The following is a 20,501-nucleotide window of genomic DNA, read 5'->3' on the forward strand; positions in this document are numbered from 1 at the left end:
CCTTCATCGAAAGGCACGTCTGTATAGCGGCGTCGCTGTAGATCTGCTGGCGGCCACGCCTGCCTGTCGGCGCGCCATCCCAGCTCATCTCAGGGTCGAACCAGATCGTCAGCGAACCCCGGCGCTTGAGCGCTTCGTTATAGGCTGGCCAGTTCTTGGTCCTGTAGGTTGGGGGTGTAGGTCTGCTAATGCATCCCAGCTACCACGCTGGATTCACAAGATGAATCCCTCACGCGTTTTGTGCAACAGAGCCTCGAGCCAGGGCAAATGCCACACGGCCAATCCTCCTGCCACATTGAACCACGATGTGGCATAGAATGGAATTGACCACGGCAAAGATCACTCAGCGCGGCAAAGCTGTCGTCCGACAGAAACACTCAGATGACCGCTCCGAGCCCAGAACGGACTTTCATTTTTCAATTCCTCAAGAGTTGCTCGCGCAAGAAAGTTGCGAACGTTCAAAAAACCTGATGTGTTAATTTCATCTTGGGAGGGTTCAAAAATATGTTAATCAAAACGCTTGCCACAACAGTTGCAATTATTGCCATTTCAGCGACTTCTTCGTCAGCCGATGAGCATGGAGACAATCCCTACGCCACACATAATGAACTCGGTCTTATGCAGGGCTTTCCGCCTCCAGCCGACAAGCGTGTCACTCGTAATAACGCGTTGTTTGGCGTACCATACAATCGCTGGTCCTACCAAAACATGCGCCAATTCTATCCTTCGGCGAACATCCCTCCCTCCACGGAGCCACGCAAGCTAAGGGTCTCTCCAGATGGAGGGATTGAAAGACTGAGTATCGCCCATCCAGATGGCGAGAATGTCGGTCTCGATGACTTCCTAGAGCAAACTTACACAGATGCGTTTTTAGTTCTGAGGGGCGACACAATTGTCTTTGAAAGATATCTGAACGGAATGCATGCCGATCAACCGCATCAAATGATGTCGGTGACAAAGTCCTTTGCAGGTCTCTTTGGCTTGATGGCCGTCGATGCAGGGTTTGTTCAAGAAGACGCTCCTTTGAAAGAAATCATTCCGGAACTGGCACCCTCTGGAGCTTTTGGAGAAGCAACCTTTGGCCAAGCTCTGGATATGACTAATTCTATGGCATTTACGGAAGAATATGCTGACCCCAATTCCGGTATCCAGCAGTATGGACGCGTTCTTGGCCTGCTTCCCTCCAACCCTGGAGAGGACTTGCCTGACAGCATTTATGGGTATTTGCCGACCCTGGACATTGATCCAGAACATGCGCATGGAGAAGTGTTTCACTACCAAACCCCCAAAACAGACGTGGTCAACTGGGTCACCAATCGTGTGACAGATCAGTCTTTCTTTGACCAACTCACAGAACTAATGGAGAAGGTCGGCGCTGAAGGTGAGACCTACGTTTTGCTTGATCAAAATGGCACCCTGTTTGCTGGCGGTGGACTGAATGCAACACCGCACAACTTGGCACGATTTGCTGCCATGATGCTGAATGATGGAATGGTGAACGGCGAAGTCGTCGTACCTGAGGCCGTAATCGAAGCGTTGGAAACAGGGGGTGATAGAGACGCCTGGACGAATGGTCCCAATGTCAACGAAATGCCCGATGGAGAAGGTAGCTATCGTGCACAATGGTGGGTGCGTCACAACGAAGGCCGTGAAGCCTTCACCGCGCTCGGCATTCACGGTCAGTGGATTTACATTGATCGGGCTAACAATACGGCTTTCATCAGGCAAGCCTCCCAACCTCAGTCGACAGGCGCGTTCTACGATGATTTCACATACGCGGCGATTGACGCAATCAACGATTACTTGGCGGAAGATTGAAGCTACAGGGGACAGTCCGCATCGCAGTCATTGAGTGGAATTGAGCGAACGTCTGCCTCGAGCCTTAAATTGACCTTGAGTTCCGATGTTTTTCTGCTGATGAAACGTCCAAAACATCCAACTAAAAACCCGCCTGCGTCCTATGTTCCCCGGAGGTTTAGAGGAAAATCGAATGGCGACGCGCGGGTATTGTCTGTGTAAAAAAACAAGCTGGGTCTACCACGGTGAACAAACATGGGCATGCTATTGCCACTGTGATGACTGCCGTCGGAATTGTGCGGCACCGGTGGTCGCTTGGTTCGGCGTGCCGATAGAGAACTTTGAATGGACCGGTGATAAACCTCACACTTATGAAAGTTGCAAAGGTGTTTTCAGGCACTTTTGCGGGAAGTGTGGGTCACCCATTGGATTTGAAGCCGATCACTATCCGGGTGGCATGCACCTCTACGCTGCGTCGCTCGAAAACCCGGAAAATTTTAAACCGACTTTTCACGTTAACAAGCAAAGCAAGTTGCCTTGGCTGCAAATGACGGATGATCTCGACGCGTTTGAAGGCACATTACTATATACCCCTAAGGGCCCAGACGGATATCGGTAGAAGGGTAAGTCATCAGACTTTCCATATGGCAGCTGTGTCCGCAAAGCAGTCGCTCACATCGTATGCAGCGAATGGAGGTACCGAGCCTAAAGGCGACTTAGGTGATGGGCTTAGCATTTGTCGTTTTGGGCGGAAACTGAACCTTCGCTGCGCATTGCGCCAATGTTCGCTCCATTGAGGCCTTGCTACCTACGTACCGCTCAATTCGCGAAACTTAGATGGTGAAATTCCAAACCAGCTGGCAAATGTGCGGCGGAAGCTGTTGACCTCGCTGAACCCAAGATTGAAGGCAACCTCCGCGACAGAAAGGTCAGTGCCCGACAGCAGCGACCTGGCTCGATCTGTCTGTTCAGCCACACGGATCTCTTTGAAACTGGTGTTCTCCGCAGTGAGTTGCCGTTGCAGCTTGCGTACGCTGACACCCAATGTGGCCGCCACCGTTTCGATGTCGGCGTGCCCCATGGCGAGTTGCGCGCGCAAGGCGTTCCCAACCACCTCTTTGGTGGTCGAGGGCGTTTGCCGCGACCGCACATCGCGGATGCCTGCCAACGTCATCGCCAGCCTCTCATCGGTTGTCCGCGGATTAGGGGTTTCGATTTCTGACAGAGGGATCGCAATGCTGGCTGCGGATCCCCCCACGCGCACCTCTGCATTGTAGATGTACTGCAGCGCGGTTTCGGTGCCTCGGTTCACCTCTGGCATCTCAACCCAGCTCGGCCGCCAGCGGCGTCCACAGAACTCGCGCACCACAGACTGCAGCACAAACGGCAGGTCCTGATCGATCAAATTTGCCCCGGCGATTCCGCCGAGCATGGCATCAAACCCAAGCACAAAATGATCGCCAACCACGCGGGTGCGCATAACTGACCCTCGTTGCAGGAACGGCAGGATTCTTTCGGCCCGCGCCAGGGCCACATCCAGTTTCGGCGCGCCGAGCACATAGTCTGCGTAGGCCCCAAAGGAGGCGTAATCGAAGTCTTGCGTGATATAGGCGCCGATGTGTTTTTCGGAGATCTTCAGACTGGCGGCTTGCATGAACCGCGCCTGAAGCCGATAGGGGAGGAACACCGTCGGGTCTTCCATTACCGCTCGCGACAGCCCGGCTTCTTTCAGCGCATGTTCGGACACCCGCGGCGATGCAATTTGGTCAAGCCCATGAAGCGCGGGGCGAAACGCCAAGGTGCTTTGCAAAACCGTGTCCATGACGGACAGTTTGTCGTGAAATGATCACTTTTGGAAGTGGCGCGGCCTCCCCCCTCAAATTACCTCCAGTTTAGCAAAACGAATGACCAAAACTGAAAGTTGGAGACCAAACATGAAACGCCGTTCCGTCCTGAAAGTTGTTCTGACAAGCGCACTGATTGCGGCTCTTTCGGTGCCTGCGGTCGCCACCGCAGACAGCGCAAAGCCCGTGATTGAAGGTCTGCCAATGGCGGCGCGGACCGCACCGGTTCCTGCGGGCGTGTCCCCGGAATTGGCCGGGCTCATCGAAAGCCGTCAAGTTGGAACGCATGCCGAAACGCCATCCTCCACCGAGCAATGGCTTACGTTGCAAGCCGAGTTTGACGCTGCCTCCCTGCAAGGAGTCGCACGTTTGCTTGAGATGACCGGCGCTCAATTCGCCATCGAGAACGTGGCGGGGGTGACCACCTACCGTGTCACGCCAACTACTATTGATCCCCGGTGGGCGGACACCGTTTTTGTGCACGTGCACGGCGGGGCCTTTGTCTTTAATGGTGGTGAGGCCGCCATGGCCGAAGCGATCTGGATGGCGCATGGTTTGGGTGTTGAGGTGGTGTCTGTCGACTATCGCCGCCCACCGCTGCATCCGTTTCCTGCCGCAACAGATGATGTGATCGCCGTGTGGCAGCAAGTTATCAAGGACCATGACCCAGCCAAAGTGGCGATGTTTGGCACCTCTGCTGGGGGCAACCTGGTGTTGTCGACGGTTTTACAACTACGCGACATGGGCACCCCTTTGCCTGGAGCCATTATGGCCGGCACGCCCGCTGTGGATCTGGCGCAGACGTCGGACAGCTGGATCACGTTGCAGGGTCTTGATCCGCTTGGCGCCCGCGAAGGTGTGATTGAAGGCACGTTTGACATTTATGCTGACGGTACCGACCGCACCGATCCGCGACTGTCCCCGATCTACGCCAATCTGGACAACCTGCCGCCGACGGTTCTTCTGACCGGCACACGCGACCTGTTGCTGAGCGACACGGTGCGCATGCACCGCGCCCTGCGCGCTGTCGGGGTTGCCGCCGATCTGCATGTCTACGACGGCCAGTCACACGGCGACTACATGGCAGGTTTCTTCGTGAACGCGCCGGAGACTTATGACGCTTGGCGTGAGCTCAACACCTTCTTTGACCTGCATCTCGAGTGACCAACCATGACCGTTTTTGCAAAACTCCCGCTTCTGTTGTTGGGTCTTCTGATGACACACAGTGCCCACGCAGAGCCTGTGAAAGAGTTCACCAACATGCTCGCCGCAGAGACATTTACCGGACGGATAGAGGCCAGTGAGAGCGCTCTGGTGGCCAATTCGGTGAGCGGCATCCTCGCGGCGGTGCATTTCAAGCCGGGTGATACGGTTGAGAAAGGCCAATTACTGTTTGAAATTGCGGCCCCGGCTTACGAACAAAAGCTTGCCGCCAGCCGTGCGGTCGAAAGCCGTCGTGAGGCCGAATTGGCAACAGCGGAGGCCGTGGCGCAACGGCAGGCGAAACTTGGCACGCGCGATGTGGTTTCCGAACTGGCCGTTCAAGACGCTACGGACCGGCTGATACTGGCCAAGGTGGCGTTGCAAGAGGCGCAGGCGCACCGTGCATTGGCAGAGCTTGAGCTGGCTTCGACACAGATCAGAGCGCCGATTTCGGGGCAAATTGGGCTCGCCCACAAACAGGTGGGCACCTATCTGGACACAGAAAACGGTCAAGCGCTGGCGCAGATTGTGCACACAGACACGGTCCGCGTCGTATACGGAATGCCGTACAAATCCCTGATCGCGCTGGACCAGTCGACGCCAGAGGGCCTGAGTGCCCTGATGGAGCGCTTTCAGGTCGACTTGCATTTGCCAGGTGACGTTCAGCCACTGGCACAGGGTGGCCGCGTGCTTTTTGCTGAAAGCGTGCTGGCCGCGAACGAAACCCTGCGCATCTGGGCGGAAATCCCAAATCTTGAGCGCGGCCTTATTCCCGGTTTGAACGTCGAAGTCAAAGTCAGCTTTTCAAACTAAAGCAGGTCGCGCGTCAGGCGCGGCCCACTTTTCCTCTCTTTCCTGGAGCAGTTCCATGGCCCGGTTCAGCGATCAAATCCACACCCTGAAATACCTGTTTATCGCGGTCGCGGCGATACAGCTGGTGACTGCGGCATCGGGCACCATCGTCGCGCTCTATTTTGCCCAAACCGGCGCGTCTCAGGAAATCGCCGCGCTGGCGCCCGCTGCTTACTCGTTGGGGTTCCTGATCGGCTGTTTCTATATTGCAGGCTGGATCACCAGCATTGGACATATTCGTGCATTTTCTGCGGGGGCGGCCATATGCACCGCTGCCGCCCTGCTTTTTTCCGTGACTGAGAACGAGCCCACGCTGCTAATCGTGCGCCTGATGACCGGCGTTGCAACCGCGGGCCTTTTTGCCATCGGTGACGCCTGGATCAGCGAAACCGTCGACGAAAAATCGCGGGGCCGATTGCTTGCCGTGTTTGCCATTGTCCTCGGGTTGATGTCGGTTCTCAGTCAGGTTCTCGTCATCGTTACACCCGACGACCTGAACCAGTCTTTTGTGCTGATGTCCTTGCTCTACTGTCTGGCAATTGTGGTGATCGCCGCGACGCCCAGCACGCCGCCCGAGGGCAAAGAACGGGCGAATGTACGCTTCAAGGCTCTGTTTCAAGACGCACCCACTGCCGCTCTCGGCGCGCTCACCGTTGGTATCGTGTCCACAGTGTTCATGAATGTTGTGCCGTATCGGGCGGCTGTCATTGGCATTGATGCCACGGATGTGGCTATTGGCATCGCTGCTATTTACGTCGGGCGTATCCTGTTTCTCTATCCGCTTGGATTTGTGTCAGACCGCATGGATCGGCGCCGCGTCATTGTAGTGACGGCGACAGTCGCAACCGGCGCCCTTGCGGCCTTCGCCACTTTCGCCACTGGCGACGGTGCGCGCTACTCAGCCATCGTGGGCACACCACTTTACATTGCAATGCTCGCCGGATTGATCCTCCTGGGCGGATCGATGCTCACCCTCTACTCGCTGCTTTTGGCTCACGCGATGGACCGCACTGTGCCCGTCTATGTCGCGTCCAGTGCTGTCACAATGCTGTTTGTCTTCACCATCGGCGGCATTGCAGGCCCTCTCATGACCAGCGCGCTTTCGGCGGTATTTGGCGATGCGGTCATGGGCTGGACGCTTGTGTTTGCGATGGCCGCCTTCGCGGGCTTCACCGCATTCAGGATCAAAACAGTGGCCCCGGCTGCCAGAGCGGAACAAACCCACTTTAAGGCGACCGAAACCACCAGCCTCAAGTCCGTCCCCACCCAGAAACGGTAAGGTAGGAGACCACCATGACCACCCCCTCCACAAACCTCTTTCGCGCAGAAAAAGCCACTCTGCTCATCTGGCTCGTATTTTTTGCCATGACCTTCGCCGGCGACGTCATCAAGCCAACGGCCATGGGTTCCAGCATGTCCTGGCTACTGCTGGGCGGTATTTTTGGGGTGATGCTGTCCGCGGTCTTCCGCGTGGTGCACCACGCCGAGTGCTTGGCCGTCATCTTTGGCGAGCCTTATGGCACATTGATCCTGACATTGTCGGTGATCGGCATCGAAGTGGCTCTGATCACAGCTGTTATGCTGACCGGGGACAACAACCCGACACTGGCTCGGGACACTATGTTTTCCGTGTTGATGATTGTCATGAACGGATTGGTTGGTCTCAGCCTGCTGATTGGGGGGCTGCGGCACGGGCTGCAGGTGTTCAACCTCTCGGGTGCTAATGCCTACCTTGTGGTGCTGTTGCCAGTGGCCATCGTCAGCCTCGTCTTGCCAAGCTTCACCATATCCGCCCCGGGCGGTGGTCTGTCGGCTCTGCAAACTGTCTTCATGATCGCCATGTCCTTGGTGCTCTATGGGATTTTCCTCGTCTACCAAACCGCCGGCAAACCCGAGATTTTTCGACAGCCTGAGGAAGACCTGCCAACAACCGGTGGCTCGGATGCGCATCATCTGGAAACCAAAAGCATCGGTTTCCATGTTCTTTGGTTGGTGCTGGCGATGTTGCCCCTGGTTTTGATGTCCAAAAAACTGGCGCTGTTTGTCGATTTCAAATTGCTGGAATTTGGCGCACCTGTCGCGTTGGGTGGCTTTCTGGTTGCCGCCATGATCCTGACACCTGAAGCCCTCGCCGCGCTGGACGCTGCGCGGGCCAACAAACTGCAACGGGCCGTGAACATCTGTCTGGGGTCGGCTTTGGCAACCATTGGCCTAACAGTGCCCGCTGTGCTGATCGCGGCACATTTTGTTGCGCTTCCCATCGAACTTGGGCTCGGCGGCGCGGAAATCGTGCTCCTGGCCCTGACAATAGGGATCAGCATCCTGACCTTTGTCGGAACCCGCACCAATGCGTTTCAGGGTGTCGTTCATCTGGCCGCCTTCATGACTTATGTGTTCCTGATATTCGACTCATGACCGTAGGTTTAAGTTGCGTTGGTTGAGCTTAAAAGGCAGCCCTTCACTGGCGGCATCTTGCACCAGACCGAGTTTATTGTCGCTAATTCGGACCTTCACTGCCCGACGCGTGAAGGTCCGCTTTGGGCCGTTTTCATAAATCCTAACAAGCTGACTTATCGGCAGCTTTGTCCGCATTGCGGACGTTCGTCATGATTGAGCGAATGACTGCACCGAGCCCAAAGCAGCAACTAAAATCAAAAGAAAACCATGCCGCAAATCCGGCAATTTCTTGAAACCTTGCCAGACGCATTCAAAATCTGCGATCCTATTATGAATCGGCTTCAGACTGTTTAAAATTCCAGTTGACCCTGATCGGAGGCAATTGCAATGGCTTTTTCCGCGCAAAATAAAAACTGTATTTTGGCGTTCATATCTACGGTTTTTTTGGCTTCGGCAAACACTGTGGTCGCGCAGAGCAATGATCCATCCCAATGGTCGAGGACCGAGCCGTTTCCTAACCAAACTGTTTATTATCCGGGAACCGAGTCTCTTGGTCCTGACGAAATGCGAGTTGTTGCCTGTGGAACCGGTATGCCTCAGCCGCGCCTAAAGCAAGCTGCGGCATGTTTCTTAGTTGAATTGGGTAATGGCGAAAAGTTCATCTTCGACATGGGAGAGGGATCCTATGAACGGATCATGGCGCTTGGGATTCCACTGGATCAGTTGGATAAAGTCTTCTTGGGTCACCTGCACTTAGATCACGCTGGTGATTTTCCGGCATTTTACTTCACCGGTCCCGTAAACAACCGCCTAACGCCTGTTCGTCTTTGGGGACCCGAAGGCATCAAACCTGAGTGGGGAACAAAGTCTTGGGCAGATCACATGAAGAAAATGTGGGCATGGGAAGAAGCGACTCGTGGGGCGGCGGTCGATCCCCGAGGGTTACAACTTGAGGTCAACGAATTCGATTGGAAAATCGTAAATAACGTCATTTTTGACGAAAACGGTGTTCAGGTCAGAACCCTGCCGGCCATACATGGTGAACAAGCAGTGAGTTTTCTGCTTGAATGGAACGGACTAAAATTTGCTTTTTCGTCTGATACGCTTCCGACACGATGGTGGAGAGAGCATGCGGCGGGTGCGGACCTTGCAATCCATGAGTGCTTCACCCCTCCCGAATTCATGATCGAGAAATATGGGTTTGCGCCTTCCGAAGCAATTTTTGTGGGCTCTCAGGGGCACACTTCCGCACAAGCATTCGGTAAGATCATGTCTGAAACTGAACCAAGATTGGCGGTTTGTTACCACTTCCAAAACGATCATGACATTGCGCTGGCTGTCTATTCAGCAATACGAGAGACATATGACGGGCCATTGGACTTGGCGGCTGACTTCATGACCTGGAACGTAACCAAAGATAGTATTCGTACTCGCCAAGGAGTGCCCAACGAAGAGTCTTTCCCGGCACCAGTGCAAATGCCCAAGCAACCGCCTGACTCAGCTGCAGAGTTCCCGTTCTCCGAATTTGATCTCGAGAGCATGGACCGCGAAGCGGCCAAAGCTACAAACGAAATGATCAGAGCATTCAACGAACGCACAGGAAATGACGAAGTCGGAGCCTATACCAGCATTCCCTTCCAAGAGTGAATAAGGCGTCCGAGCACCCCAAAGAATTGGAAGTACCGAGGTCGGCTTTGTCCGCAACTCGGTCAGTCGCCCAATTTCGATAAACGTCCGTTGTTCATGAAAGCTGCCGTCGGAGCCTAGCATCGTTATTAGGTATTAAACTTAGGTCGGGTTGCCCGTTAAAGTTGGGACATTTTCACAGCCCTAACTCCAACAAATACCAACATTTACTATCATCAATCTTACTAGAAGAATGCGTATCAACGGAAACGATGGCAAGAAAATTTGGGCTCACATCCATCAACAAAAAAACAGGGGATACACAAGCTACTGCTCTGAAAAACATTAAATTACAGCATTTTATCTTGTGTTATGGTGCCCAGGAGAGGACTCGAACCTCCACGTCCATACGGACACTAGCACCTGAAGCTAGCGCGTCTACCAATTCCGCCACCTGGGCAGGTGTCGTGGAGGGGCGTTTAAGCCTACAGGCGGGGGGCGTCAACAGGATTCGGGAAGTTTTTTGAAAGTTTTTTGATGCGCGCATCCGAGGCCCGGGACAGGTGCCGCACTGAAATGGATTTATCGCCGGGGCGCGGCGTTATTGTGCCTTGTTTGCAGTGCTCTGGGGCGATAGATCGGATCAGGACCCATTTAGCAGGAGCCGTTTCATGTCCAAACTGGTCACGATTTATGGTGGATCGGGATTCGTAGGTCGCTACGTTGCGCGCCGTATGGCGGCTCAGGGGTGGCGTGTTCGGGTCGCGGTGCGGCGCCCGAACGAGGCGATGTTCGTCAAGCCGTATGGTGCAGTGGGGCAGGTCGAGCCGATCCTGTGCAATATTCGCGATGATGCCTCGGTGGCCCTGGCCATGAAAGGTGCCGATGCCGTCGTCAACTGTGTTGGGGTTCTGAACGAGCTGGGTAAAAACACGTTCGACGAAGTGCAGGCTGAGGGCGCGGAACGGATCGCGCGGCTGGCTGCGGAACAGGGTGTGGCCCGGATGGTTCACATCTCGGCAATTGGTGCGGATGCGGAGGCGGACAGCGTCTATTCGAGAACCAAGGCCAAAGGCGAGGCGGCCGTTCTGGCCCATATGCCGGATGCCGTGATATTGCGCCCATCCGTTATTTTCGGGACCGAAGATCAGTTCTTCAACCGTTTTGCCGGCATGGCGCGCCTTGGGCCATTTCTACCCCTGGCCGGTGCAGAAACACGGTTTCAGCCGGTTTATGTCGATGACGTGGCCAAGGCCGCTGTTTTGGGCATTCTGGGTCGGGCAGACGCGGGTATTTACGAACTTGGCGGTCCCGAGGTCAAATCGTTCCGTGAGCTGATGCAACAGATGCTGGGGGTTATCCACCGGAAGCGCATCATTATCGGGTTGCCATTCTTTGCGGCGCGTATCATGGCCGGAGTTCTGGATATTGTGAAGTTTGTCAGCTTTCAGCTGTTTCCAAATACGATCCTGACACGTGATCAGCTGAAGAACCTGCGCCACGACAATGTTGTTTCGGATGGTGTGAAGTCTTTCCCAGACCTCGGGATTGAGCCTGCAACACTTGAGTCGGTTCTTCCGGATTATTTGTGGAAATTCCGCCCGGCCGGTCAATATGACGACATTCAGAATTCGGCCGGAAACCTGCGGATCTGATCAACTGTAGGCGATTGCCAGCAGTATCACGCCCAAAACGACACGATAGATGACGTAGGGCGTGAAGCTGACGCTGCGCAAAAGGCGCATCATGAGGCTGAGGGCAAGGAGCGCGGAAAAGAACGCGAAGGCCGCCGCAATTGCGCCGTCTTTGACCAGTTGCGCGTCCGCGTTTCGGATCACGTCTACGGACAGCAGTGTCCCCGAGGCAAGGATCGTCGGGATCGACATTAGCATGGCGATCCGCGCGCCATCCTCCCGCGTGTAGCCAAGGTGGCGTGCGCCCGTGATCGTGATCCCGGATCTTGACGTGCCCGGGATCAGGGCCAGCACCTGCCACAGGCCCATGATCGCCGCATCCCGCAGGCTCCAGTCACCGGCGTGTTTGGACTGAGGTCCTTTTTGGTCCATCCAGTACAGCAGTAGGCCAAATCCAAGCATGGTCCAGCCGATCACAGCGATGGACCGAAGGCTTTGGTTGAGACCGGTCAGGTAAAGGACAGCGCCAACCATGACCGTCGGGATCGTCGCAATGATCAACCCGGCGGCCAGCCTGGATTGCGGCGTATCAAGTCGGCCGCTTAGTGCTCGGGGAAGTCCGGCGAAGGCCTGTATAACATCTGTCCAGAAATACAGAACAACAGCGCCCAATGTACCGACATGCACGGCCACATCGATGGCCAGGCCCTGATCATCCAGCCCGGTAAGGCTGGGCAGCAGGATCAGGTGCCCCGAAGAGGAAACCGGCAGAAATTCGGTTATTCCCTGAATAATCGCCGCAAGAATCAATTGAAAAATGCTCATCCGCCCGCCGTGACGCTGCCGTGTTTTCGTTATGAACAATGGGTATAAGCGTGATGAAGAAAAGAAAAGCAGGCAGATAGGTCCGAATCGGTTCTAAAATCTAACAAACTCCCAGAATTTTTTCACCACTGCGTGCGAATTTCGTAAAATAGGTCAGTACAATTGACTTTTCATCCGACCTGCGATCTCTTAAAGAAAACCGACCTAGCCAATTCATGGAGTCCGACCCGTGGCCAAGCAACCGATGCTGAAATTTGTGCAGATCGACCGCGTCATGCCCAAAAAGCGTGCCGCTGATGACCGCAAGGAAGACTTTTCCGAGATTTATGCCGAGTTTGCTGCCGAAAAGGCGGTCGAGCAGGCCAGTCGCTGCAGCCAGTGCGGTGTTCCCTATTGTCAGTCGCATTGTCCGCTGCACAACAATATTCCGGATTGGCTGCGCCTGACCGCAACCGGACGCCTGGAAGAGGCCTATCAGACCAGCCAGGCGACCAACACCTTCCCTGAAATCTGCGGCCGAATCTGCCCGCAGGACCGCCTGTGTGAAGGTAATTGCGTGATTGAACAATCCGGCCACGGAACTGTCACCATCGGTACGATCGAAAAATACATCACTGACACGGCCTGGGACAAAGGCTGGGTAAAGCCGGTCGCGCCGGGCGCCGAGCGCAGCGAAAGTGTCGGAATCATTGGTGGTGGCCCCGGTGGCTTGGCTGCAGCCGACATGCTGCGCCGTGCAGGTGTTCAAGTGACGGTTTATGATCGTTATGACCGGGCCGGGGGCCTGTTGATGTACGGTATCCCGGGTTTCAAGCTGGAAAAGGACATCGTTCAGCGCCGCAATGATCTGCTGGCCGACGGTGGGGTCGCGTTCGAGCTGAACTGTGACGTTGATGCGGACAAATTCGAAGAAATCCGCGCCAGGCATGACGTCGTGATCATCGCGACCGGCGTTTACAAGTCCCGCGATCTTTCCATGCCGGGCAGTGGTCTGGGCGGGATCGAGAAAGCCATCGACTTCCTGACTGCCTCGAACCGCAAGAGCTTTGGTGACGCGGTTGAGGATTTTGACAACGGTCGTCTGAACGCCGACGGCAAGAAAGTCGTGGTCATTGGCGGTGGGGATACCGCAATGGACTGCGTTCGGACCTCGATCCGTCAGGGCGCGACCTCGGTCAAATGTCTGTACCGCCGCGATCGCGCGAACATGCCCGGCTCGCAGCGTGAAACCCAGAATGCCGAGGAAGAAGGCGTGGTGTTCGAGTGGCTGAGCGCGCCGAAAGGGTTCACTGGTGACGACAAGGTCTCTGGCGTGATGGTGCAGAAGATGCGTCTGGGTCAACCCGATGCTTCGGGCCGTCAGGCCCCCGAAGTGATCGAAGGCGCAGACTATGTCGAAGAGGCCGATCTGGTCATCAAGGCGCTGGGGTTCGAACCTGAAGACCTGCCCACACTGTTTGGTCAGCCCGACCTGCCCGTAACCCGCTGGGGCACCGTCAAGGCCGCGTTCCAGACGGGTGAGACCGAGATGGACGGCGTCTATGCCATCGGAGACATCGTACGCGGTGCCTCGCTGGTCGTATGGGCGATCCGGGATGGTCGCGACTGCGCCGACGCGATTATCGAGCGTTTCAACAGCAGGGCTGCCGTTGCAGCCGAATAACCTGACAGCCCAGCGACAGGAGGGTCAGAATGCCCGAATTGCAAGGCCAATGTATGTGCGGCGCGGTCACAGTGACCGCTACTCCGGCGAAGGAATCGCTGGGCGCATGCCACTGCGATCAATGCCGCCGTTGGACCAGTTCGATGCTGATGACTTTTCAGGCTGAATCCGGTTACGCGGCATTGGGGCCTGTAAAGACTTATGCATCGTCCGACTGGGCCGAGCGTGCTTTCTGCGCGGATTGCGGTTCGGCACTTTGGTACCGGATCACCCTGCCGGGCGAGTTGCACGGACATACACAGATGGCGGCGGGCCTGTTCGAAGATACGGGCCACAAGCTGCAACTGGAACTTTTTATCGACAAAAAGCCCGATGGGTACGCGTTTGCAGGCGAGCGCAAGCAAATGACCACAGCCGAGGTCGAAGCCATGTTTGCCCAGCCGGAAGAAGGAGACAATCAATGACCAAATATGATGCCGATTGGGTGCGGGCCGAAGAGGCCAAACGCAAATGGCTGGCGGAAAACGGTCTATATTCCGAGGAAGAAGAGCATTCTTCCTGCGGTGTCGGCCTTGTTGTTTCCGTTGACGGCAAGAAAAGCCGCAAGGTTGTGGATGCCGGAATCGATGCGCTCAAGGCGATCTGGCACCGCGGCGCCGTGGATGCCGACGGCAAAACAGGTGACGGCGCGGGTATCCATGTGCAGATCCCGGTTCAATTCTTCTATGACCAAATTCGGCGCACCGGTCACGAGCCCAACCTGAAAGAACTGATCGCCGTTGGTCAGGTCTTTCTGCCGCGTACTGATTTCGGCGCGCAGGAGCGTTGCCGGACCATCGTGGAAACCGAAGTTCTGCGCATGGGTTATTACATCTATGGTTGGCGTCACGTGCCGGTTGACGTGACCTGTCTGGGTGACAAAGCCAACGCGACACGGCCCGAGATCGAACAGATCCTGATATCGAATTCCAAGGGTGTGGACGAAGAGACGTTCGAGCGTGAGCTGTACGTGATCCGTCGCCGCATCGAAAAGGCGGCAATGGCGGCCGGGATTTCCGGCCTGTACCTGGCCTCGCTGTCTTGCCGCTCGATCATCTACAAAGGCATGATGCTGGCCGAACAGGTGGCTGTTTTCTATCCCGATCTGATGGACGAGCGTTTTGAATCGGCGTTCGCGATCTACCACCAGCGCTATTCCACCAACACCTTCCCGCAATGGTGGCTGGCCCAACCCTTCCGCATGCTGGCCCACAATGGCGAGATCAACACGCTGAAGGGCAACATCAACTGGATGAAAAGCCATGAGATCCGCATGGCCAGCGGCACCTTTGGCGACTATGCCGAAGACATCAAGCCGATCATTGCAGGCGGATCGTCGGATTCGGCTGCATTAGACTCTGTTTTTGAGGTCCTGGTGCGCGCGGGCCGCTCGGCCCCGATGGCGAAAACCATGCTGGTGCCTGAAAGCTGGTCCAAGCAGGCGGTCGAACTGCCGCAGGCGTGGCGCGACATGTATTCCTACTGCAACTCGGTGATGGAGCCATGGGACGGCCCTGCCGCGCTGGCCATGACTGATGGCCGCTGGGTCTGCGCCGGTCTGGATCGGAACGGGTTGCGCCCGATGCGCTATGTGGTGACGGGCGATGGTCTGGTCATCGCCGGATCAGAGGCTGGCATGGTGCCGATCAACGAGGCGACTGTGGTCGAAAAAGGTGCATTGGGTCCTGGGCAGATGCTGGCCGTGGACATGAAAAAGGGCAAACTGTTCCGCGACACTCAGATCAAGAACAAACTGGCCCGCGCGCTGCCGTTTGGCGAGTGGGTCGGCAAGATCAACGATCTTGATGCCACTTTGGCAGGCGTCACCGAACGTCCGTTGTTCACCGGCGAGGAACTGCGCAAGCGGCAGATCGCGGCCGGGTATTCGGTCGAGGAATTGGAGCAGATACTGGCACCAATGGCCGAGGATGGAAAAGAGGCGCTGGCCTCGATGGGGGACGACACACCCTCGGCAGTGCTGTCCAGGCAATACCGCCCGCTCAGCCATTTCTTCCGCCAAAATTTCAGCCAGGTGACCAACCCGCCCATCGACTCGCTTCGCGAATATCGCGTGATGTCGCTGAAAACGCGGTTTGGCAACCTCAAGAACGTGCTGGACGAAGACAGCAGCCAGACCGAGATCATTGTGCTGGAAAGCCCCTTTGTCGGGAACACGCAATGGGAGAAGCTGGCAGAAAATTTCAATGCGACCCTGGCCGAGATCGACTGTTCATTTGAACCAGGCGAAGGTGCGCTGGGTGACGCTTTGGCCCGTGTCAGAGCCGAAGCAGAAGAAGCCGTGCGCTCGGGCGCCGGGCATCTGGTCCTGACGGATCAGTATTCCGGTCCGGGCAAGGTGGCGATGCCGATGATCCTGGCCACCAGCGCCGTGCACTCTCACCTGATCCGTCAAGGCTTGCGGACGTTCTGCTCGCTGAATGTGCGGTCGGCGGAATGCATCGACCCCCACTATTTTGCCGTGCTGATCGGATGTGGCGCCACCGTGGTCAATGCATATCTGGCCGAGGATTCGCTGGCCGACCGGATCGAACGTGGCTTGCTGGATGGCACGCTGACCGAAAATGTTGCGCGTTACCGCGAGGCAATTGACCAGGGCCTGCTCAAGATCATGGCCAAGATGGGCATTTCGGTGGTGTCGTCGTATCGTGGCGGTCTGAATTTCGAGGCGGTGGGACTGTCCCGCGCCATGGTGGCCGAGTACTTCCCCGGCATGACCAGCCGCATCTCGGGCATCGGCGTGCATGGTATCCGGGTCAAGGCCGAGGAGATTCACGCCAAAGGTTGGGACAGCGGTCTGGATGTGTTGCCGATCGGCGGTTTCTACAAGGCGCGCAAGTCGGGTGAGACCCACGCGTGGGAAGCGACCTCAATGCATATGATGCAAATGGCCTGTAACAGAGCCTCATATGAGCTGTGGAAGCAGTATTCGGCCAAGATGCAGTCGAGCCCGCCGATCCATCTGCGCGACCTGATGGATTTCAAACCGCTGGGCATGCCGATCCCGATTGAAGAGGTTGAATCGATCACCTCGATCCGCAAACGCTTTGTCACGCCGGGCATGTCGCTGGGCGCACTCAGCCCCGAGGCGCACAAGACGCTGAACGTAGCGATGAATCGGATTGGCGCCAAGTCGGACTCGGGTGAAGGCGGCGAAGATCCGGCGCATTTCGTGCCGGAGCCCAATGGCGACAACCCGTCGGCCAAGATCAAACAGGTGGCCTCGGGCCGTTTTGGTGTGACCGCCGAATACCTGAACCAGTGTGAAGAACTGGAGATCAAAGTCGCCCAGGGTGCGAAACCCGGTGAGGGCGGTCAATTGCCAGGCATGAAGGTCACCGACCTGATTGCGCGCCTGCGTCATTCGACCAAGGGCGTGACGCTGATCTCGCCGCCGCCGCATCACGACATCTACTCGATCGAGGATCTGGCGCAGCTGATCTATGACCTGAAACAGATCAACCCACGCTGCAAGGTGACGGTCAAGCTGGTTGCGTCCTCGGGCGTTGGCACGATTGCCGCCGGTGTGGCCAAGGCAAAAGCGGATATCATCCTTATTTCGGGTCACAACGGCGGCACGGGTGCCTCACCTGCGACCAGCATCAAATATGCCGGTCTGCCGTGGGAGATGGGTCTGACCGAGGCGCATCAGGTTCTGGCGATGAACAACCTGCGCGACCGCGTCACCCTGCGGACCGATGGCGGCCTTCGGACCGGGCGCGACATTGTCATGGCCGCGATGATGGGGGCCGAGGAATACGGTATCGGCACTGCCGCCCTGATCGCGATGGGCTGTATCATGGTGCGTCAGTGCCAGTCGAATACCTGCCCCGTTGGTGTGTGCACACAGGACGAAAGCCTGCGCGCCAAATTCACGGGCAACGCGGACAAGGTTGTGAATCTGATTACCTTCTACGCACAGGAAGTTCGCGAAATCCTCGCCAGCCTGGGCGCGCGGTCCGTGGATGACATCATTGGCCGGGCTGATCTGCTGGCGCAGGTCAGCCGTGGTTCGGCGCATCTGGACGATCTGGACCTCAACCCGCTATTGATCACGGTCGATGGCGCGCATGACATCGTGTATGACCGCGACAAGGATCGGAACGCAGTGCCGGATACACTGGACGCCGAAATTGTCCGCGACGCGGCGCGGTTCCTGAAAGACGGCGAGAAGATGCAGCTGTCCTACGCCATCCAGAACACGCACAGAACCGTGGGCACCCGTGTCTCCAGTCATATCGTGCAGAATTTCGGGATGCGAAACACTTTCCAGCCGGACCATCTTCACGTGAAATTGCAGGGATCGGCCGGTCAGTCCTTGGGGGCCTTTGCGGCTCCGGGTCTGAAGCTGGAAGTGTCGGGTGATGCCAACGACTATGTAGGCAAAGGTCTGTCGGGCGGCACGATCGTGGTGCGTCCGCCGCAGATCAGCCCGCTGAAAGCGGATGAAAACACCATTATCGGCAACACTGTCCTGTACGGCGCAACCGACGGTCACCTGTTTGCGGCCGGCCGCGCGGGTGAGCGGTTTGCGGTTCGGAACTCGGGTGCCAAGGTGGTCATCGAAGGGTGCGGGTCCAACGGCTGTGAATACATGACCGGCGGCGTTGCCGTGATCCTTGGTTCCATCGGTGCAAATTTTGGTGCCGGTATGACCGGAGGGATGGCTTATCTGTACGATCCTGACGGTAAGGCGCAGCTTCTGATGAACATGGAGACACTTGTCACCTGTCCGGTCACGGTGAGCCACTGGGTCGATCAGTTGCAAACGCTGATCAAACGTCACGCAGCCGAGACCGGAAGCCGCAAAGCCGCGGATATCCTGCAACACTGGGATGTCGAAAAGGCCAACTTCCTGCAGGTGTGCCCGAAGGAAATGCTGAATAAACTCAGCCATCCGCTGAGCGAAGAGATCGCAGCAGTTCCGGCGGAGTAAACAGACCCTAAACAAGGTCAAAACCCTGCGTGTTTCCACAAACGCGCAGGGTTTTCCTTTGCATGCATATGGCACAGGGGCTGAAATTTAGCCCGTTCCAAACGCGCCTCATGCGTCGTATAGCAAGGGTATGGCAAAAAAAGCAGCGCGCGGAACGCGTGGTAGGAAATCAAAGGCAACAAAGTCAAAGAAGCTGTCGATATCGCGGATTCGCCGCTGGCTGACACGTGGGTTGTTGGCCTGTGTCGCATTTGTGGTCGGTCTTGTGCTGCTCTATTCGGTCGTCAATCCGCCGATTACGCATACAATCTGGTCCGAGTGGCGCCGGTTGGGCAAAGTTGAACGCGATTGGGTTCCGATCGAAAAGATTTCCCCGGTGATGGCGCGATCGGTCGTCGCTGCAGAAGACGCGAATTTCTGTCTGCACTGGGGCTTTGACATCGAGGCTATCCGGGACGCGCTGGAAGATGGAGGCGCACGCGGCGCGTCGACCATTTCGCAGCAGGTCGTCAAGAACGTGTTCCTTTGGCAGGGACGCAGCTGGGTGCGCAAGGCGCTTGAAACGTCGATCACTCCGATTGTCGAACTATTTTGGAGCAAGCAGCGCATTCTTGAGGTTTATCTGAACGTTGCTGAGACCGGAAACGGGGTTTTCGGGGTCGAGGCTGCCGCGCAAACGCATTTCAACGTATCTGCCGCTAATTTGACGCCGGTTCAGGCCGCGCGGATCGCTGCAATTCTGCCTTCGCCCAGGAACAGATCCGTTGCGGATCCGTCGGTTCGCACGCGCCGCCGGGCTGCCGCGATACGGGACGGAGCGGCCACCATCCGCGCAGATGGTCGCGCGGATTGTTTCGAGGATTGAAACCCAAGGCTGCTCAAGGCTAAAGCTTGGTTGTATTCACTGCTTTGATTGGAAGCTCATGGCGCGCCTGTTTCACGTTCCCCTGTCCCCCTATTGCCGCAAGGTTCGTCTGTCGCTGGCAGAGAAGAAAATCGAAGTGGAACTGGTTGAGGAACGGTACTGGGAGAAAGATCCGGATTTTCTGCGTCGAAACCCCGCAGGAAAGGTTCCCGTATTGCGCCTGGACGGGCAGGTGATGTCGGAAAGTGCGGCGATTTGCGAGTATATCGAGGAAACCCGCCCCGAACCCGCGCTGATGCCCAAAACGCCCGAAGCGCGCTATGAAGTAAGGCGTCTGGTCGGCTGGTTTGATGACAAGTTTCATCACGAGGTGACATCGAAACTGGTGTACGAGCGGGTCAACAAGAAAGTGACCGGGGAAGGCTATCCGGACAGCAAGCGCGTCAAGGAAGGTGCGCGCGCAATCAAGTACCATTTGGACTACATGACATGGTTGCTGGATCAACGCCGCTGGCTGGCCGGGGATCAGATGACGCTGGCGGATTTCGCCGCTGCCGCGCATCTGTCGGCACTGGACTATATCTCGGACGTGGACTGGAATCGCAGCCAGACGGTCAGGGACTGGTATGCCAAGATCAAATCGCGACCGGCGTTCCGGTCCATCCTCGCTGATCAGGTGCCGGGATTCCGGCCTCCGCCCCATTACGCCGATCTGGATTTCTGATAGGGTCGGGGCGCAGGGGGCCTTCCGCCCCCTCTTGGCCCGTCGGGCCAATTCACCCCCGAGGATATTTTTGGACAG

16 protein-coding genes and 1 tRNA gene are annotated in these 20,501 nt (G+C 56.7%); 13 read left to right on the plus strand and 4 right to left on the minus strand.

Going from position 1 to position 20,501, the window contains the following annotated elements; translation table 11 throughout:
• Positions 1–190: transposase (locus ACR0FE_RS23120; protein WP_480915506.1), on the minus strand; the 190-nt coding region annotated here is incomplete at its 3' end.
• A 314-nt stretch (positions 191–504) separates the two neighbouring features.
• On the opposite strand from ACR0FE_RS23120, the gene ACR0FE_RS23125 reads away from it, so the two are divergent.
• The gene (locus ACR0FE_RS23125; RefSeq protein ID WP_480915493.1) at positions 505–1,818 is read left to right on the plus strand and encodes a serine hydrolase domain-containing protein; all 1,314 of its coding nucleotides are present in this window, start codon (positions 505–507) and stop codon (positions 1,816–1,818) included.
• Positions 1,819–1,990: 172 nt separating this feature from the next.
• Positions 1,991–2,416: a GFA family protein gene (locus ACR0FE_RS23130; protein ID WP_480915495.1), complete on the plus strand. Its 426-nt coding sequence runs from the start codon at positions 1,991–1,993 to the stop codon at positions 2,414–2,416.
• 189 nt (positions 2,417–2,605) lie between these two features.
• On the opposite strand, the gene ACR0FE_RS23135 is transcribed toward ACR0FE_RS23130, so the two are convergent.
• The gene (locus ACR0FE_RS23135) at positions 2,606–3,619 is read right to left on the minus strand and encodes an AraC family transcriptional regulator (protein WP_170617312.1); all 1,014 of its coding nucleotides are present in this window, start codon (positions 3,617–3,619) and stop codon (positions 2,606–2,608) included.
• A gap of 112 nt (positions 3,620–3,731) precedes the next feature.
• On the opposite strand from ACR0FE_RS23135, the gene ACR0FE_RS23140 reads away from it, so the two are divergent.
• The 5 genes from ACR0FE_RS23140 (at position 3,732) to gntH (ending at position 9,740) form a co-directional block, all read left to right on the plus strand.
• Entirely contained in the window at positions 3,732–4,805 is a 1,074-nt protein-coding gene (locus ACR0FE_RS23140) for an alpha/beta hydrolase (RefSeq protein ID WP_480915496.1), read from the plus strand.
• A 51-nt stretch (positions 4,806–4,856) separates the two neighbouring features.
• Positions 4,857–5,657 (plus strand): efflux RND transporter periplasmic adaptor subunit, encoded by an 801-nt coding sequence (locus tag ACR0FE_RS23145; RefSeq protein ID WP_480915497.1) that lies wholly within the window; start codon positions 4,857–4,859, stop codon positions 5,655–5,657.
• A 55-nt stretch (positions 5,658–5,712) separates the two neighbouring features.
• On the plus strand, positions 5,713–6,975 hold the full coding sequence (locus ACR0FE_RS23150) for an MFS transporter (RefSeq protein WP_480915498.1): 1,263 nt from the start codon (positions 5,713–5,715) through the stop codon (positions 6,973–6,975).
• A 14-nt stretch (positions 6,976–6,989) separates the two neighbouring features.
• A complete protein-coding gene (locus tag ACR0FE_RS23155) occupies positions 6,990–8,111 on the plus strand; it encodes a calcium:cation antiporter (protein ID WP_480915499.1) in 1,122 nt (373 codons plus the stop codon).
• Between the two features lie 369 nt (positions 8,112–8,480).
• On the plus strand, positions 8,481–9,740 hold the full coding sequence (gene gntH / locus ACR0FE_RS23160; protein WP_170617328.1) for a guanitoxin biosynthesis MBL fold metallo-hydrolase GntH: 1,260 nt from the start codon (positions 8,481–8,483) through the stop codon (positions 9,738–9,740).
• A 352-nt stretch (positions 9,741–10,092) separates the two neighbouring features.
• Here the strand turns inward: gntH and ACR0FE_RS23165 are convergent.
• Positions 10,093–10,179 (minus strand) — tRNA-Leu (locus ACR0FE_RS23165).
• A 211-nt stretch (positions 10,180–10,390) separates the two neighbouring features.
• Here ACR0FE_RS23165 and ACR0FE_RS23170 point away from each other — a divergent pair.
• Positions 10,391–11,374 (plus strand): complex I NDUFA9 subunit family protein, encoded by a 984-nt coding sequence (locus ACR0FE_RS23170; RefSeq protein ID WP_170617332.1) that lies wholly within the window; start codon positions 10,391–10,393, stop codon positions 11,372–11,374.
• On the opposite strand, the gene ACR0FE_RS23175 is transcribed toward ACR0FE_RS23170, so the two are convergent.
• Complete coding sequence (locus tag ACR0FE_RS23175; RefSeq protein ID WP_480915501.1) at positions 11,375–12,178, minus strand: undecaprenyl-diphosphate phosphatase; 804 nt, start codon at positions 12,176–12,178, stop codon at positions 11,375–11,377. It abuts the gene before it with no gap.
• Between the two features lie 229 nt (positions 12,179–12,407).
• On the opposite strand from ACR0FE_RS23175, the gene ACR0FE_RS23180 reads away from it, so the two are divergent.
• The 5 genes from ACR0FE_RS23180 (at position 12,408) to fzlA (ending at position 20,423) form a co-directional block, all read left to right on the plus strand.
• The gene (locus ACR0FE_RS23180; RefSeq protein ID WP_480915502.1) at positions 12,408–13,841 is read left to right on the plus strand and encodes an NAD(P)-dependent oxidoreductase; all 1,434 of its coding nucleotides are present in this window, start codon (positions 12,408–12,410) and stop codon (positions 13,839–13,841) included.
• A gap of 29 nt (positions 13,842–13,870) precedes the next feature.
• On the plus strand, positions 13,871–14,305 hold the full coding sequence (locus ACR0FE_RS23185; RefSeq protein WP_170682587.1) for a GFA family protein: 435 nt from the start codon (positions 13,871–13,873) through the stop codon (positions 14,303–14,305).
• Positions 14,302–18,834 carry a glutamate synthase large subunit gene (gene gltB, locus ACR0FE_RS23190; RefSeq protein ID WP_480915503.1) on the plus strand — a complete coding sequence of 1,511 codons (4,533 nt, stop codon included), beginning with the start codon at positions 14,302–14,304 and terminating at the stop codon, positions 18,832–18,834. Before ACR0FE_RS23185 ends, gltB begins: the two co-directional genes overlap by 4 nt.
• 130 nt (positions 18,835–18,964) lie before the next feature.
• Positions 18,965–19,699 carry a monofunctional biosynthetic peptidoglycan transglycosylase gene (mtgA, locus tag ACR0FE_RS23195; RefSeq protein WP_480915505.1) on the plus strand — a complete coding sequence of 245 codons (735 nt, stop codon included), beginning with the start codon at positions 18,965–18,967 and terminating at the stop codon, positions 19,697–19,699.
• A 58-nt stretch (positions 19,700–19,757) separates the two neighbouring features.
• Positions 19,758–20,423: an FtsZ-binding protein FzlA gene (fzlA, locus tag ACR0FE_RS23200; protein WP_170808350.1), complete on the plus strand. Its 666-nt coding sequence runs from the start codon at positions 19,758–19,760 to the stop codon at positions 20,421–20,423.
• The last annotated feature ends 78 nt before the right edge of the window (positions 20,424–20,501 follow it).

Source organism: Ruegeria sp. K7 (assembly GCF_056531785.1).

Excerpts from the sequence above, each read along its gene's own strand:
- ACR0FE_RS23130 (WP_480915495.1), top strand. The coding sequence starts at position 1,991 with ATGGCGACGCGCGGGTATTGTCTGTGTAAAAAAACAAGCTGGGTCTAC.
- fzlA (WP_170808350.1), top strand. The coding sequence starts at position 19,758 with ATGGCGCGCCTGTTTCACGTTCCCCTGTCCCCCTATTGCCGCAAGGTT.
- mtgA (WP_480915505.1), top strand. The coding sequence starts at position 18,965 with ATGGCAAAAAAAGCAGCGCGCGGAACGCGTGGTAGGAAATCAAAGGCA.
- ACR0FE_RS23135 (WP_170617312.1), bottom strand. The coding sequence starts at position 3,619 with ATGGACACGGTTTTGCAAAGCACCTTGGCGTTTCGCCCCGCGCTTCAT.
- ACR0FE_RS23155 (WP_480915499.1), top strand. The coding sequence starts at position 6,990 with ATGACCACCCCCTCCACAAACCTCTTTCGCGCAGAAAAAGCCACTCTG.
- ACR0FE_RS23170 (WP_170617332.1), top strand. The coding sequence starts at position 10,391 with ATGTCCAAACTGGTCACGATTTATGGTGGATCGGGATTCGTAGGTCGC.
- gltB (WP_480915503.1), top strand. The coding sequence starts at position 14,302 with ATGACCAAATATGATGCCGATTGGGTGCGGGCCGAAGAGGCCAAACGC.
- ACR0FE_RS23185 (WP_170682587.1), top strand. The coding sequence starts at position 13,871 with ATGCCCGAATTGCAAGGCCAATGTATGTGCGGCGCGGTCACAGTGACC.
- ACR0FE_RS23125 (WP_480915493.1), top strand. The coding sequence starts at position 505 with ATGTTAATCAAAACGCTTGCCACAACAGTTGCAATTATTGCCATTTCA.
- gntH (WP_170617328.1), top strand. The coding sequence starts at position 8,481 with ATGGCTTTTTCCGCGCAAAATAAAAACTGTATTTTGGCGTTCATATCT.
- ACR0FE_RS23175 (WP_480915501.1), bottom strand. The coding sequence starts at position 12,178 with ATGAGCATTTTTCAATTGATTCTTGCGGCGATTATTCAGGGAATAACC.
- ACR0FE_RS23145 (WP_480915497.1), top strand. The coding sequence starts at position 4,857 with ATGACACACAGTGCCCACGCAGAGCCTGTGAAAGAGTTCACCAACATG.
- ACR0FE_RS23150 (WP_480915498.1), top strand. The coding sequence starts at position 5,713 with ATGGCCCGGTTCAGCGATCAAATCCACACCCTGAAATACCTGTTTATC.
- ACR0FE_RS23140 (WP_480915496.1), top strand. The coding sequence starts at position 3,732 with ATGAAACGCCGTTCCGTCCTGAAAGTTGTTCTGACAAGCGCACTGATT.